Consider the following 12,621-nt stretch of genomic DNA (forward strand, 5'->3'; position numbering starts at 1 on the left):
GCGCCGCTCAGCGCAGGTTCGGCAGCGCCGCGAGGCACGACTCGCGGCAAAGGTAGCGCTGGTTGGTTGCCCCGCCGTCGTACAGATAGGCTGCCCCGCCGGCGAAAATCTCCCAGTGGTAGAGCTGGCCCGCACGGCGCAGGGTGCCGCGGTAGCTGCACGGCATGATGATCGCCTCGGCGTCGAACGTGGCCGGATCGACCACCTCGGCCAGCGTGAAATACCGCGCCACGTCCGCGCGACTGAGCGTCAACGCGCTGCAGATGTCGGCGTCGGCGCGCGTGGCATCGACCTGCCGCTGCAACGAAACAACCTCGATGCCGCCATTGCCGCGCACCGGCACACACGCAGCCAGCGCTGCGCCCAGCAGCACCAGGCCCAACGCCTTCACGGCTTGCCTCCAGCGGTCAGCGCCTGCAGCAACTGGGCGCCCTCGGTGACCTCCTTGCGGGCGATCGCGCCGTGCGCGTAGACGTCGCCCAGCAGGTTCAGGCCGAACAGGCCGACCAGAATATCCACCAGGTGCTTGAGCGACTTCAGTTGTTCCGGCGTCGGCGCCTCGAACGCCTTCTGCGCGGGCTGGAACGTGCCCACCACCTCGATCCCCAGCGAGTCCTGGTTGGAGGGATAGCGCGAGGGATACGGCTTGCCCAGTTCATGTCGCGAAAGGTTCTTCGCGCGGGTACCGAAGCCCACGCCTTTCGCGTGCATGAGCGAGGCAATCGTCTTCAGTTCCTGCGGATCGCAGCCGTGTTCGACCTGGCAGCGCGCCTGCAGCACACCGACGTGCCAGCACACCTGATCGACGCGTGCGGTCTGGCAGATCTTGCCGGCCTTGTCGATCAAGAAGTGCGCGCCGGTCTGCTTGCCGCCCGCGTACGCTTCGAGCGTGCTGGTGGCGGTGGAGGAATCGGTACGATGCAGCACGATCGCGTGGACGGCATCCAGGCTGCCATGCTCGATCGACGCATACAGCTTGACCTCGATCGCCGGGTCGACCAGCTTGCCCTTGTCCAGCGTTGCCATCGGCCGCCCTCCTCTGGAGATGCGCCGCCGCCCGATGGCGGGCGCGGCGCGTTGGAAATTCCGTCGCACGATGCTGCAGCCCCCGGCCGGAGGCGTCAAGCAACCGGCATCAGGCCGCCGCGCCCGCCGCCTGCCCCGACGCCCACGCCCACTGGAAGTTGTAGCCGCCGAGCCAGCCGGTGACGTCGACCACCTCGCCGATGAAGTAGAGGCCGGGCACGAGTTTCGATTGCATCGTGCTGGAGGAGAGGCCATCGGTGTCGACGCCGCCGAGAGTGACCTCGGCGGTGCGGTAGCCTTCCGTGCCGCTGGCGGTGATCGGCCACGCGGCGAGCTGCGCGCCGATCTGCGTCAGTTCGGTCTCGCGGTACTGGCGCATCGGGCGGTTGCCGAGCCATTGCTCGCACAACCGCTGCGCGAGGCGCTTCGGCAACACCTCGCCGAGCACGGTCTTCAGTTCGGCCAGCGGCCGCGCCGTGCGTTGGTCGACCAGCCAGGCGCCGACGTCGAGGTCCGGCAGCAAGTCGAGGCGCAAGTCGTCGCCGGGCTGCCAGTGCGAGGAGATCTGCAGGATCGCCGGGCCGCTGATGCCGCGATGGGTGAACAGCAATCCGGCGCGAAAACCCTGCCTGCCCACGCGGGCCTCCACCCTCGGCAACGCCACACCGGCCAGATCCGCGTAATGCTCCTGGTGCTTGCCGCTCAGCGTCAGCGGCACCAGGCCGGCGCGCGTGGGCAGCACGGCGTGGCCGAACTGGCGCGCCAGTTCGTAACCGAAACCGCTGGCGCCCATGCTGGGAATCGACAGGCCGCCCGAGGCGACCACCAGCGACTCGGCATGCACCTCGCCGCGCGCGGTGTGCACGCTGAAGCCCTCCGGCGTCCTGCGCACGCGTTGCACGGCGCAGTTCGCCTCCACCGTGACGCCGGCCGCGGCGCACTCGTCCAGCAGCATGCGCACGATCTGCTTCGAGGAGTCGTCGCAGAACAACTGGCCCAGCTCCTTCTCGTGGTAGGCGATGCGATGCTTCTCCACCAGCGCGACGAAATCCCACGGCGTGCAGCGCGCCAGCGCGGACTTGGCGAAATGCGGGTTGGCCGAGAGGTAATTCGCCGGCGTCGTGCCCAGGTTGGTGAAGTTGCAGCGGCCGCCGCCGGACATCAGGATTTTCTTGCCGACCTTGTTGGCGTGATCGACCACCAGCACGCGCCGGCCGCGCTGGCCGGCGGTGATCGCGCACATCAGGCCGGCGGCGCCGGCGCCGATGATCAACACGTCGGTTTTCAAGAACTCACCATGGTCACGCCATCAAGCTCGTTGTTCGTCATCCCGGCGCGGCGCCTTTCAACGACCGAAGGGTCGGTCAAGCCGGGACCCGGTGACTGTGTCCGTTGAAAGGCGCCGGATTCCGGCTTGCGCCGGAATGACGGAAGTGAGGGTTGCGCCATTATCGCCCAGCGCCATCGCTTACACTTTGCCTCCTGTTCCCAGCGAGCCGCCGCCATGCCTTCCTTCGACGTGATCTCCGAAGTCGACAAGCACGAACTGACCAATGCCGTCGACCAGGCCAACCGCGAACTCGGCACGCGCTTCGACTTCAAGGGCGTGGACGCGAAGTACGTGCTGGACGATGGCGTGATCGCCCAGAGCGCCCCCAGCGAATTCCAGCTGCAGCAGATGCTGGACATCCTGCGCGCCCGCCTGATCGCGCGGAAGATCGACGTGCGCGCGCTGGACGTCGGCGACCCGGAAACCAACCTGGGCGGCTCGCGCCAGAAGATCACCGTCAAGCAGGGCATCGAGCAGCCGGTGGCGAAGAAACTGGTGGCCGAGCTGAAGGCGGCCAAGCTCAAGGTCGAGGCGCAGATCAACGGCGACAAGCTGCGCGTCAGCGGCAAGAAGCGCGACGACCTGCAGGCGGCGATGGCGGTGCTGCGCAAGGCCGACGTGGAACTGCCGCTGCAGTTCGACAATTTCCGCGACTGAGCCGGGATTCGGGATCGAGGCCGGCATCCCACGCGCCCCGCCACAGCGGATCAAGGCATTCCCCCGCAGGAGCCCGCTCGCGGGCGATGCCTTTAAGCTCTTGCGAATTCCAAACCCCGCCAAGAAAAGCATCGCCCGCGAGCGGGCTCCTACGCTTTGGACAGCAGCCGTCCGCCCATCGCCGCGTTGACGGCCACCACCACGGCCACCGCCAGTGCGTGGGTCAGCAGGTCGGTGGCGGCGGAATCGAACGCGTGGCAGATCTCCAGCAGGCTGGCCGAAGCCGCCGCGCTGGCCAGGCCGATCAGCACCGCGGCAAGCACCGGCCGCAGCGGGCAGGCGCGGCGCAGCAGCACGACCAGCAGCGCGGACAGCGGCACCGAGAAGCCGATGATGAAGAGCAGGCAGTCGGCGCTCTGCTGCACGCCGGCGACTTCGGTGCCCGGCGCGAGCCACGTGCGCAGGCAGCCGAGGCCGCTGGCACCGATCCACAGCAAGGCACCGGGCAGCGGCAGCCACGCCCATGCCGCACGCCGCCCGGGCACGGCCAGCGCGAACGCGGCCCACGCCGCGCTGATCGCGGTGATCACCGCGCCGATGCCGGCCCAGGCCAGGTCCGGCGTGGCGGCCCAGCGCCGCAGCATCGGACCTGCGCCGTAGTGCATCAGCAAGCCCGCCGCCAGCGCCGCCACCAGCAGCAGCCAGCCGGCCGTGCGCAGCCCTGGCGGCAGCAGCCGCCGCACCGGCACCAGGTCGGTGCCAAGGCGGTCGATCAACGCCTGGTGGGATTGCGGATCGGCCGTCACGTCAGGGTTCTCCATGGAAACGTTCGCGCAGTGCCTTCAGCGCGCGATGCAGGTTCACTTTCAGCGCGCCGGTATTGCGCCCGGTCAGCTCGGCCGCCTCGCTGAGCGAGCGCTCGCGCAGGCCAAGCTGTTCCACCGCCTCGCGCTGGCCGGGCGGCAACTCGGCGATCGCCTCGTGCAGGCGCTGTGCGCGCTGCTCGCTTTCGGTGGCGGCGCTGGCGTCGTCGGCATCCGGGTGACGGTCGAGCGCGAATTCATCGTGCAGTTCGCGGCTGTCGCGGCGACCGCGGCTGCGCAGGGAGTCGATCGCGCGGCGAGCGGCGATCGCGCCGAGCCAGGCGTCGTAGGAACGGCTGGGGTCGTAGGTCTGGCGCACGCGATGCACGGTGATCAGGGTTTCCTGCACCACGTCATCCAGATGATCGGGCGCCACACCCTGGCGGCGTGCCACGGCGCGGATCAGCGCCACCGAATCGGCCAGCAGTTTTTCGTAGGCACGCCGGTCGCCGGCCTGCGCGGCGGCCATCCACGCCGACCGGCGCCGGTCGGGCGATTCGCTGGCGCTGGCGGCGGCGGATTCGGCTGGCACGGTCCGGACGGGACTGATCCCATGGGAAAGTCCACTATCTAGACCCATGAAGGCGGTGGCGGTCAAGGCTTGCGACCCGTTCGCTCCACGACGGAACGCTCACCGGGGTCTTCGCCGCATCGTGCGCCGACGTTACCTCCTGCCCGCAGGTAACCCGGGCGGCGGCGGCGGCGAATCCTCAGGCAACCACCCACGGATGAAACTCCATGCTCGTGTTGATCCTCGCCTATCTCGGCGGCGTCCTGACCATCCTCAGCCCGTGCATCCTGCCGGTGCTGCCGTTCGTGTTCGCCCGCTCCGACCGGCCGTTCATGCGCAACGGCTTGCCGATGCTGCTGGGCATGGCGATCACCTTCGCCGTGGTCGCCACGCTGGCCGCGCTCGGCGGCGGCTGGGCGGTGCACGCGAACCAGTACGGCCGCTGGGTGGCGATGGCGGTGCTGGCCTTCCTCGGGCTGACCCTGCTGTCGACCCATCTGGCCGAGTGGATCACGCGCCCGTTCGTGGCGCTGGGCAACCGGCTGTCGCAGCGCTCGGCCGCGGACGGCGACTCGGTCTGGGGCGCAGCCGGCCTCGGCGTCGCCACCGGCCTGCTGTGGGCGCCGTGCGCGGGGCCGATCCTCGGCCTGCTGCTGACCGGCGCGGCATTGAACGGCGCCAGCGTGCAGACCACCCTGCTGCTGCTCACCTACGCCGCCGGCGCGGCCACCTCGCTGGGCCTCGCCCTGCTGATCGGCGGCAGGGTGTTCGCGCTGATGAAGCGTTCGCTAGGCGCCGGTGAATGGGTGCGTCGTGCGCTCGGCGTGCTGGTGCTGTGCGGCGTGGCGGCCATCGCGCTGGGCCTGGACACCGGCCTGCTCACCCGCGTCTCGCTGGCCAGCACCAGCGGCATCGAACAGAAGCTGATCGACGCCGTGCGCCCGGCGCCGGCGCCGCAGCCCGAGCTGAAGGCCGGCGAGCCGTTGCCGGTGGAAGGCGCGTTCCCGTCGCTGGCCGGCGCCACGCAGTGGCTCAACAGCCCGCCGCTGAGCGCCGAATCGCTGCGCGGCAAGGTGGTGCTGGTCGATTTCTGGACCTATTCCTGCATCAACTGCATCCGCGCGCTGCCGTACGTGCGCGGCTGGGCCGACAAGTACAAGGACCACGGCCTGGTGGTGATCGGCGTGCATGCGCCGGAGTTCGCCTTCGAGAAGAACCCGGCCAACGTCGCCAAGGCGGTGAAGGATCTGGGCGTCGACTACCCGGTAGCGCTGGACAACGACTACGCGATCTGGAGAGGCTTCAACAACGAATACTGGCCGGCGCACTACTTCATCGACGCGCAGGGACGGATCCGCCACCACCATTTCGGCGAAGGCGAATACCGGCAAAGCGAGGACGTGATCCGCCAATTGCTGACCGATGCAGGCCAGAAGAACCTGCCCGGCGGCTACGTGCGCGACGACCATCGCGGCGTGGAGGCCGCTGCATCGAACGATCCCACCCGTTCGCCCGAGACCTATGTCGGCTATGCCCGCGCCAGGAACTTCGTCGGCGGCCGCGTGACGCGCGACGAGGCGCACGACTATCACGCACCGGCCGCGCTGGCCACCAACCAGTGGTCGCTCGACGGCCGCTGGAGCGTGCACGACGAGAACGCGCAACTGGAGCAGGCCGGCGGCGCCATCGTCTATCGCTTCCGCGGCCGCGACCTGCACCTGGTGCTCGGCCCGGCGGCGGACGGCAAGCCGATCCGCTACCGCGTCACCATCGACGGCAAGCCGCCCGGCGCCGACCACGGCATGGATACCGACGCCGATGGCAACGGTACCGTCACCGGCCAGCGCCTGTATCAACTCGTGCGCCAGGCCAACGGCAGCGGCGAACGCCTGTTCAAGATCACCTTCCTCGATCCCGGCGTGCGGGCCTACGCCTTCACCTTCGGCTGATCCGATCCGCCATTCCACCCATTCCGCAACCCGGGAGGCCGTCATGTCTCGACTCGATGAAACCCTCGCGATGGATCGCCGCCGCTTCCTGCGCGCCGCGCTCGGCGGCGGTGCCCTGCTGGCCGTGGGTGGCGGCTGGCTGGTGCCGCGGCTGCACGCGGCGGCCAACACGCCGGTGGGCGAAGCCGGCAACGTGCTGCTGGAGATCTTCGACGATGCGGGCCGCGACCTCGGCGCGCGCGAGGTAGCCAAGCTGGTGCTGAGCGACGCGCAGTGGCGGCAGCGGCTGTCGCCGGCGTCGTACGAAATCATGCGTCACGCAGGCACCGAGCGAGCATTCAGCGGCGAGCACGAACACCCCGCCGTGCCCGGCCTGTTCCGCTGCATCGCCTGCGGCACCGCGCTTTACGACGCCGCCACCGAGTTCGACTCCGGCACCGGCTGGCCGAGCTTCTGGCAGCCGATCGCGCGGCGCAACCTGGTCGAGGCGACCGACCACCTGTTCGGCATGACGCGCACGGCCATCAGCTGCAAGGGCTGCGACAGCCACCTCGGCCACGTCTTCAACGACGGCCCGCGCCCGACCGGCCTGCGCTACTGCATGAACTCGGTGGCGTTGCGGTTCGTGCCGCGCCGGACGGCCTGATCCGCCAGCCGCGGCCGGCTTGGATTTCGCCGCGCGCGCCGCCATCTGCACTGCAGGGCGTCGCCCGCCCGTTGCCGGAGTCCGCCATGAGCACCGCACTGACCATCCCCTGCCCGCATTGCGGCGCGCTCAACCGCGTGCCCGCCGAGCGTGTCGCCGAGCACCCGAACTGCGGCCGCTGCAAGCAGGGCTTGTTCGAGGGGCATCCGGCGGAACTCACGACCGCGAACTTCGACGCGATAGCCGGCCGCGGCGACCTGCCGGTGCTGGTGGATTTCTGGGCGCCGTGGTGCGGGCCGTGCGTCGGTTTCGCGCCGGTGTTCGTGCAGGCCGCCGGCAGGTTCGAGCCGCGCCTGCGGCTGGCCAAGCTGGACACCGAAGCCCAACCGCAGATCGCCGCGCGCTTCAACATCCGCAGCATCCCCACCCTGGTCATGTTCAGGCAGGGCCGCGAGATCGCGCGGCAATCCGGTGCGCTGAACGCGGCGCAGCTGCAGCAGTTCATCGAAGGCGCGCTGGCGCACGGCTGATCAGCGCGCAGCAGGCCGCCGCTCGCCACGTCGTCCGCCGCCAGCCGATGGCGCGCCAGCGCCACGCCCTGCCCTGCATCGCCGCACGCAAGACCAGGTCGGGATGAGGCGTGTAGCGGGTGCCGCGCTGCAGCGCGCCGTCGACCCATGCCTTTCAGCACACTCGGTGCATGCGCCGCGCGTTTAGGCTTCGGTCTTTACGCTCGAGGAGAGGCCTGTGCGCAAGTCCCTGCCGTTTGCCCTGATGGCTGCCCTGCTGTTGCCGGGGTTCACCACCGCCGCCGTGGCGGCCGACAACCACAAGCCGGCGGCGAGCGCCGAGGCAACCGGCAAGGACGGCTTCCAGCTGCCGCCGTTCCCTGCCGACGCGCACGTGACGCAGACCACCACGGTCGACGGCAAGACGCTCAAGTACACCGTCACCGTTGGCTCGCTGCCGGTGCGGGACGAGCAGGGCAAGACCACTGCCGAAGTGGTGTTTACCGCCTACACCATCGCCGGCAAGGACCGGCCGGTGACCTTCGCGCTCAACGGCGGCCCCGGCGCCTCGTCGGTCTACCTCAACCTGGGCGCGATCGGCCCGAAGAAGGTGAGCTTCGGCGACGCCGGCGACTCGCCTTCCGACCCGCCGGTGCTGCACGACAACCCCGGCACCTGGCTGGGCTTCACCGACCTGGTCTTCATCGACCCGGTGGGCACCGGCTACAGCCGCGCGCTGGTCGACGACAAGCAGGCGACCAAGGATTTCTACAGCACCGACGTCGACATCAAGTACCTCTCGCGCATCATGTACGACTGGCTGGTGAAGAACGGCCGCATGGATTCGCGCAAGTACTACGTGGGCGAAAGCTACGGCGGCTTCCGCGGCCCGCGCATCACCGAGTACATGCAGACCCAGCTGGGCGTGGCGATGAGCGGCGTGACGCTGATCTCGCCCTACCTCGATCCGTCGGCGTGGAGCGACGACACCGTCTCGCCGCTGCCGTGGATGACCACCCTGCCTTCGATCGCCGCCGCCCACCTGGAGCGCGAGGGCAAGCTCAGTGCCGAGGCGATGGCGCCGATCATCGCCTACACCCGCGGCGAGTACGCGACCACGCTGATGAAGGGCCGCTCCGATCCGGCCGCCACCGAGGCGATGATCCGGAAAGTGACCGAGCTGACCGGGCTGGACCCGGTGTTCGTCAAGCGCTCCGGCGGGCGCATCGAGACCCAGGCCTACCTGCGCGAGGTGTACCGCGCCGAGGGCAAGCTGGGCAGCCGCTACGATTCCAACGTCACCGCCTGGGACCCGTTCCCGCATGCGCCCTCGCAGCGCACCGGCGACCCGCTGCTCAACAGCATCATCGCGCCGACCACCAGCGCGATGGTCAACTTCGTCACGCAGACGGTGGGCTGGAAAGTCGCCGGCCGCTACAACGCGCTCAGCTACGAGGTGAACCGCCTGTGGCATGAGGACGACGACGCCCGCGAGGGCTCGGTCAGCCAGCTGCGCGAGGCGGTGGCCAACGATCCGAAGCTGCGCGTGCTGATCGCGCACGGCTGGGACGACCTCTCCTGCCCGTTCATGGTCTCGGTGCTGGCGGTCGACCAGATGCCGGCCATGGGCGACCCGACCCGCGTGCAGGTGAAGGAGTACCCCGGTGGCCACATGTTCTACTCGCGCGCCGACAGCCAGTCCGCGCTGACCCGCGACGTGAAGGCGTTGTACGGCGCCAGGTAAGCGTGCCGCGCGACGACGGCAGGAGTCGGCAGCGCCCCGCCGACTTCCGCGTCGTCGCCATCCGCCAGGCCACCCATGAACAAGCGCACGCTGTATCACGTCGACGCCTTCACCACCACGCGTTTTCGCGGCAACCCGGCCGGCGTGGTGCTGAACGCCGACGGCATGTCCGACGCGGAGATGCAGGATCTCGCGCGGGAACTGAAGCACTCCGAGACCGCCTTCGTGCTGGCGCCGGACGGCGCGGACCACGACGTGCGGCTGCGCTACTTCTCCCCCACCACCGAAGTGCCGCTGTGCGGCCACGCCACGATCGCCACCCATTACGTGCGCGCCGGCTTGCCCGGCTTCGGCAGCAACGAATTTCGACAGAAGACCGCCGCCGGCATCCAGCGCATCCGCATCGGCCGCAACGAAGCCGGGGGCCGCCGCGTCTTCATGCAGCAGGAGCGGCCGCGCATCGGCCCGCCGCTGGGCGATTCCGTCCGCCGTCGCATCGCCGCCGCACTGGGCGTGGCCGACGACCAGCTGACCCCGACGCTGCCGCTGCAGGTGATTTCCACCGGCCATGGCAAGGTCATGGTGCCGCTGGAACCGACGGTCGACCTCGACGCCCTGGCGCCGAGGATGTCCGCGCTGGCGGCCCTGAGCGCGGAGATCGGCTGCAACGGCTACTTCGTGTTCCAGCGGCGCGAGGGCGAGGCGGCCACCGACGGGCGCATGTTCGCCCCCGCCATCGGCATCGACGAGGACCCCGTCACCGGCAATGCCAACGGCCCGCTGGGAGCCTATCTGGTGCACCACCGACTGCTGCCGCACGACGGCGCCTCGCTGCGGTTCGCCGGCCACCAGGGCCGCGCGCTGCGCCGCGACGGCATCGTCCATGTCGAGGTGCGCATCGTGGACGACGAGCCGGTCGAGGTGACGATCGCGGGCGACGCCTGCATCCTGTTTTCCGCGCCGCTGAGCGGCTGACGCCGGCCCTCCCGCCCGCGGCGTCAATCCATCCGCAGGCCGGCACGCACCAGGTATTGCACGCTGAACATCTGTCGGGAATCGGTCCACACCCGCTGCACCGCCAACCCCGCCTTGTCTGCCAGCGCCGCGAAATCCTCCAGCGAATACTTGCAGCTGTATTCGACCTGGACAGCCTCCTCCGCGCCGAAGCGCACCTTGTCGCGCCCGATCGCCACCTGCTGCTCGCGCCGACTGACCAGTTGCGTCTCGATGCGCCCGGCCATCGGGTTGTAGCGCGCGCGGTGGGCGAAGGCGGCGAGGTCGAAATCGCTGCCGATCTCGCGGTTGAGCCGGAGCAGCATGTTCAGCGTGAACTCGGCGGTGACGCCGGCCGCATCGTTGTAGGCGGCCTCGATCAGCGCCGGGTCCTTTTTCAGATCCACCCCGATCAGCAGGCCGCCGGCGTCGCCCATCTCGCTGCGCATCTTGCGCAGCAAGGCCACCGCGTCATGCGCCTCGAAATTGCCGATGGTGGAACCGGGGAAATAGAGCACCGTGCGGCGCGGCGCGCGCGGCGGAATCGGCAGGCGCAACGGCTTGCTGAAATCGGCACAAAGCGGCTGCAGCGGCAGTTGCGGAAACTCCTGCGCCAGGCGTTGCACGCTGTGCTGCAGCGGCTCGGGCGAGATTTCCACCGGCACGTAACTCACCGGCTCGCGCAGGTGGCGCAGCAGCATGCGCGTCTTGCGTCCGCTGCCGCTGCCGTACTCGACCAGGCGCACGTCGCTGCCGAGGCTGTCGGCGATGTCGGCGGCGTGCTCGCTCATCAACGCGATCTCGCAGCGGGTGAGGTAGTACTCCGGCTGCTCGCAGATCTGCTCGAACAAGGCCGAGCCGCGCTGGTCGTAGAACAGCCACGACGGCAGCCGCTTGGGTTTCAGCGCCAGCCCGTGCCGGGCGACTTCGAGCAGTTCGCTGGCGGGCGGGCGGCGTTCGTCGTCGCGAAGGCCGCAGGCTTGCATGCTGTTCATCGGTCCTGTCCCAGTCGCAGCCCGGCAAACTGCCAGCGGGCATGGGGTGGAAAGAAATTGCGGTAGCTGGCGCGGATGTGATCGCGCGGGGTGGCGCAGGAGCCGCCGCGCAGCACCCATTGGCCGCACATGAACTTGCCGTTGTATTCGCCCAGCGATCCGGGCAGCGGGCGGTAACCGGGGTAGCCGACGTACGGCGAGGCGGTCCATTCCCACGCGTCGCCGAACAACTGCAGCGCGCCCTCGCCAGCGTGCGCGGGCAGCGGCTGGCAGCGCCCGCTTTCCTGCAGGTTGCCTTCGATCGCGACGCCCTGCGCGGCGGACTCCCACTCCGCCTCGGTCGGCAGCCGCGCGCCGGCCCAGCGCGCGAACGCATCGGCCTCGTAGTAGCTCAGGTGGCATACCGGTTCGGCGGGGTCGAGCGCACGCACGCCGGCCAGGGTGAACTCGCTGGCCAGGTCATCCTGCCAGTAGAGCGGATGTTGCCAGCCTTCGCGCTGCACCGTAGCCCAGCCGTCGGACAACCACAAACCGGGCTCGCGATAGCCGCCTTCACGCACGAACGCCAGGTATTCGGCATTGGTCGCCAGCCGGTTGGCCAGCGCATGCGGTTGCAACAGGGTGCGGTGGCGCGGGGTTTCGTTGTCGAAGGCGAAGCCTTCGCCACGATGGCCGATCTCCACGATGCCCTCGCGCCCGGGCAGGAATTGCAGCGGCACCGTGGGCGCACCCGCGGGTGCCGCGATCGACGAATGCAGCGCCGGCTGCAGCGGATTGCACCAGAACGCATGCTTGATGTCGGTCAGCAACAACTCCTGGTGTTGCTGCTCGTGCTGCAGACCCAGCTCGACCAGGCTCGCCAGTTCCGGATCGTCGCGGCGATCCAGCAAAGCAAGCACCGCCTCGTCCACGCGCCGGCGGTAATCGCGCACCTCGTCCAGCGAGGGCCGCGACAGCAGCCCGCGCTGCGCGCGCACGTGCATCGGCCCGACCGACTGGTAGTAGGAGTTGAACAGGTAATGCCAGGCCGGGTCGCGCGGCTTCCAGGCCGGGTCGTGCGCAAGCACGAAGGTCTCGAAGAACCAGGTGGTATGCGCCAGGTGCCATTTCGCCGGGCTGGCGTCGGGCATCGACTGCAGCTGCATGTCCTCGGCCGTCAGGCTCGCGCACAGCGCCGGCGTCTGCCGGCGCACCCGCTCGAAACGCGCGGCGGTGCCGGCGCGGGCCGACGGTGGATCAACGGTCATGCATGCTGCGCCGCGGTCGCGACGGCCGGACGAACCGGCTAGGGGACAGCGGCATGATGGTGCGAAAGTGCATGCCCTCAAGGATGCCGCGAGAGTTGTTCAGAACTTGTGATCGGACACGCCGTCTTGCGACGGGTACAAACGCGCGAGC

Annotated in this window: 13 protein-coding genes; 6 read left to right on the forward strand and 7 right to left on the reverse strand. The window is 69.4% G+C overall.

Annotation, left to right across the window (positions count from 1 at the left end):
- Window positions 1–7: 7 nt before the first annotated feature.
- The 3 genes from ACVCMB_RS05700 to ACVCMB_RS05710 form a co-directional block, all read right to left on the reverse strand.
- Complete coding sequence (locus ACVCMB_RS05700) at window positions 8–391, reverse strand: hypothetical protein (RefSeq protein ID WP_447106383.1); 384 nt, start codon at window positions 389–391, stop codon at window positions 8–10.
- Complete coding sequence (locus tag ACVCMB_RS05705) at window positions 388–1,026, reverse strand: peptidoglycan recognition protein family protein (protein WP_447106384.1); 639 nt, start codon at window positions 1,024–1,026, stop codon at window positions 388–390. The genes ACVCMB_RS05700 and ACVCMB_RS05705 overlap by 4 nt, the downstream gene beginning before the upstream one ends.
- A gap of 109 nt (window positions 1,027–1,135) precedes the next feature.
- Window positions 1,136–2,314 carry an NAD(P)/FAD-dependent oxidoreductase gene (locus tag ACVCMB_RS05710; protein WP_447110590.1) on the reverse strand — a complete coding sequence of 393 codons (1,179 nt, stop codon included), beginning with the start codon at window positions 2,312–2,314 and terminating at the stop codon, window positions 1,136–1,138.
- A 216-nt stretch (window positions 2,315–2,530) separates the two neighbouring features.
- Here ACVCMB_RS05710 and ACVCMB_RS05715 point away from each other — a divergent pair, with 216 nt between their 5' ends.
- Window positions 2,531–3,013, forward strand: a complete 483-nt coding sequence (locus ACVCMB_RS05715) for a YajQ family cyclic di-GMP-binding protein (protein ID WP_395119390.1) — start codon at window positions 2,531–2,533, stop codon at window positions 3,011–3,013.
- 149 nt (window positions 3,014–3,162) lie between these two features.
- On the opposite strand, the gene ACVCMB_RS05720 is transcribed toward ACVCMB_RS05715, so the two are convergent.
- Complete coding sequence (locus tag ACVCMB_RS05720; RefSeq protein ID WP_395119392.1) at window positions 3,163–3,834, reverse strand: NrsF family protein; 672 nt, start codon at window positions 3,832–3,834, stop codon at window positions 3,163–3,165.
- Window positions 3,821–4,345: an RNA polymerase sigma factor gene (locus ACVCMB_RS05725; protein WP_447101546.1), complete on the reverse strand. Its 525-nt coding sequence runs from the start codon at window positions 4,343–4,345 to the stop codon at window positions 3,821–3,823. Before ACVCMB_RS05725 ends, ACVCMB_RS05720 begins: the two co-directional genes overlap by 14 nt.
- 269 nt (window positions 4,346–4,614) lie before the next feature.
- Between ACVCMB_RS05725 and ACVCMB_RS05730 the strand changes: the two genes are divergently transcribed.
- The 5 genes from ACVCMB_RS05730 (at window position 4,615) to ACVCMB_RS05750 (ending at window position 10,210) form a co-directional block, all read left to right on the forward strand.
- Window positions 4,615–6,336: a cytochrome c biogenesis protein DipZ gene (locus tag ACVCMB_RS05730; protein ID WP_447106385.1), complete on the forward strand. Its 1,722-nt coding sequence runs from the start codon at window positions 4,615–4,617 to the stop codon at window positions 6,334–6,336.
- A 43-nt stretch (window positions 6,337–6,379) separates the two neighbouring features.
- On the forward strand, window positions 6,380–6,982 hold the full coding sequence (gene msrB / locus ACVCMB_RS05735) for a peptide-methionine (R)-S-oxide reductase MsrB (protein WP_447106386.1): 603 nt from the start codon (window positions 6,380–6,382) through the stop codon (window positions 6,980–6,982).
- Between the two features lie 86 nt (window positions 6,983–7,068).
- On the forward strand, window positions 7,069–7,512 hold the full coding sequence (gene trxC / locus ACVCMB_RS05740) for a thioredoxin TrxC (protein WP_447106387.1): 444 nt from the start codon (window positions 7,069–7,071) through the stop codon (window positions 7,510–7,512).
- Window positions 7,513–7,756: 244 nt separating this feature from the next.
- A complete protein-coding gene (locus ACVCMB_RS05745) occupies window positions 7,757–9,235 on the forward strand; it encodes a S10 family peptidase (protein WP_447107220.1) in 1,479 nt (492 codons plus the stop codon).
- A 75-nt stretch (window positions 9,236–9,310) separates the two neighbouring features.
- Window positions 9,311–10,210, forward strand: a complete 900-nt coding sequence (locus tag ACVCMB_RS05750) for a PhzF family isomerase (protein WP_395119409.1) — start codon at window positions 9,311–9,313, stop codon at window positions 10,208–10,210.
- 23 nt (window positions 10,211–10,233) lie between these two features.
- Here ACVCMB_RS05750 and egtD read toward each other — a convergent pair whose 3' ends face one another.
- Window positions 10,234–11,223: an L-histidine N(alpha)-methyltransferase gene (gene egtD / locus ACVCMB_RS05755; protein WP_447106388.1), complete on the reverse strand. Its 990-nt coding sequence runs from the start codon at window positions 11,221–11,223 to the stop codon at window positions 10,234–10,236.
- Window positions 11,220–12,470 (reverse strand): ergothioneine biosynthesis protein EgtB, encoded by a 1,251-nt coding sequence (gene egtB / locus ACVCMB_RS05760; RefSeq protein ID WP_447106389.1) that lies wholly within the window; start codon window positions 12,468–12,470, stop codon window positions 11,220–11,222. Before egtB ends, egtD begins: the two co-directional genes overlap by 4 nt.
- Between the last annotated feature and the right edge of the window lie 151 nt (window positions 12,471–12,621).

This window comes from Rhodanobacter sp. UC4443_H10, assembly GCF_052978325.1.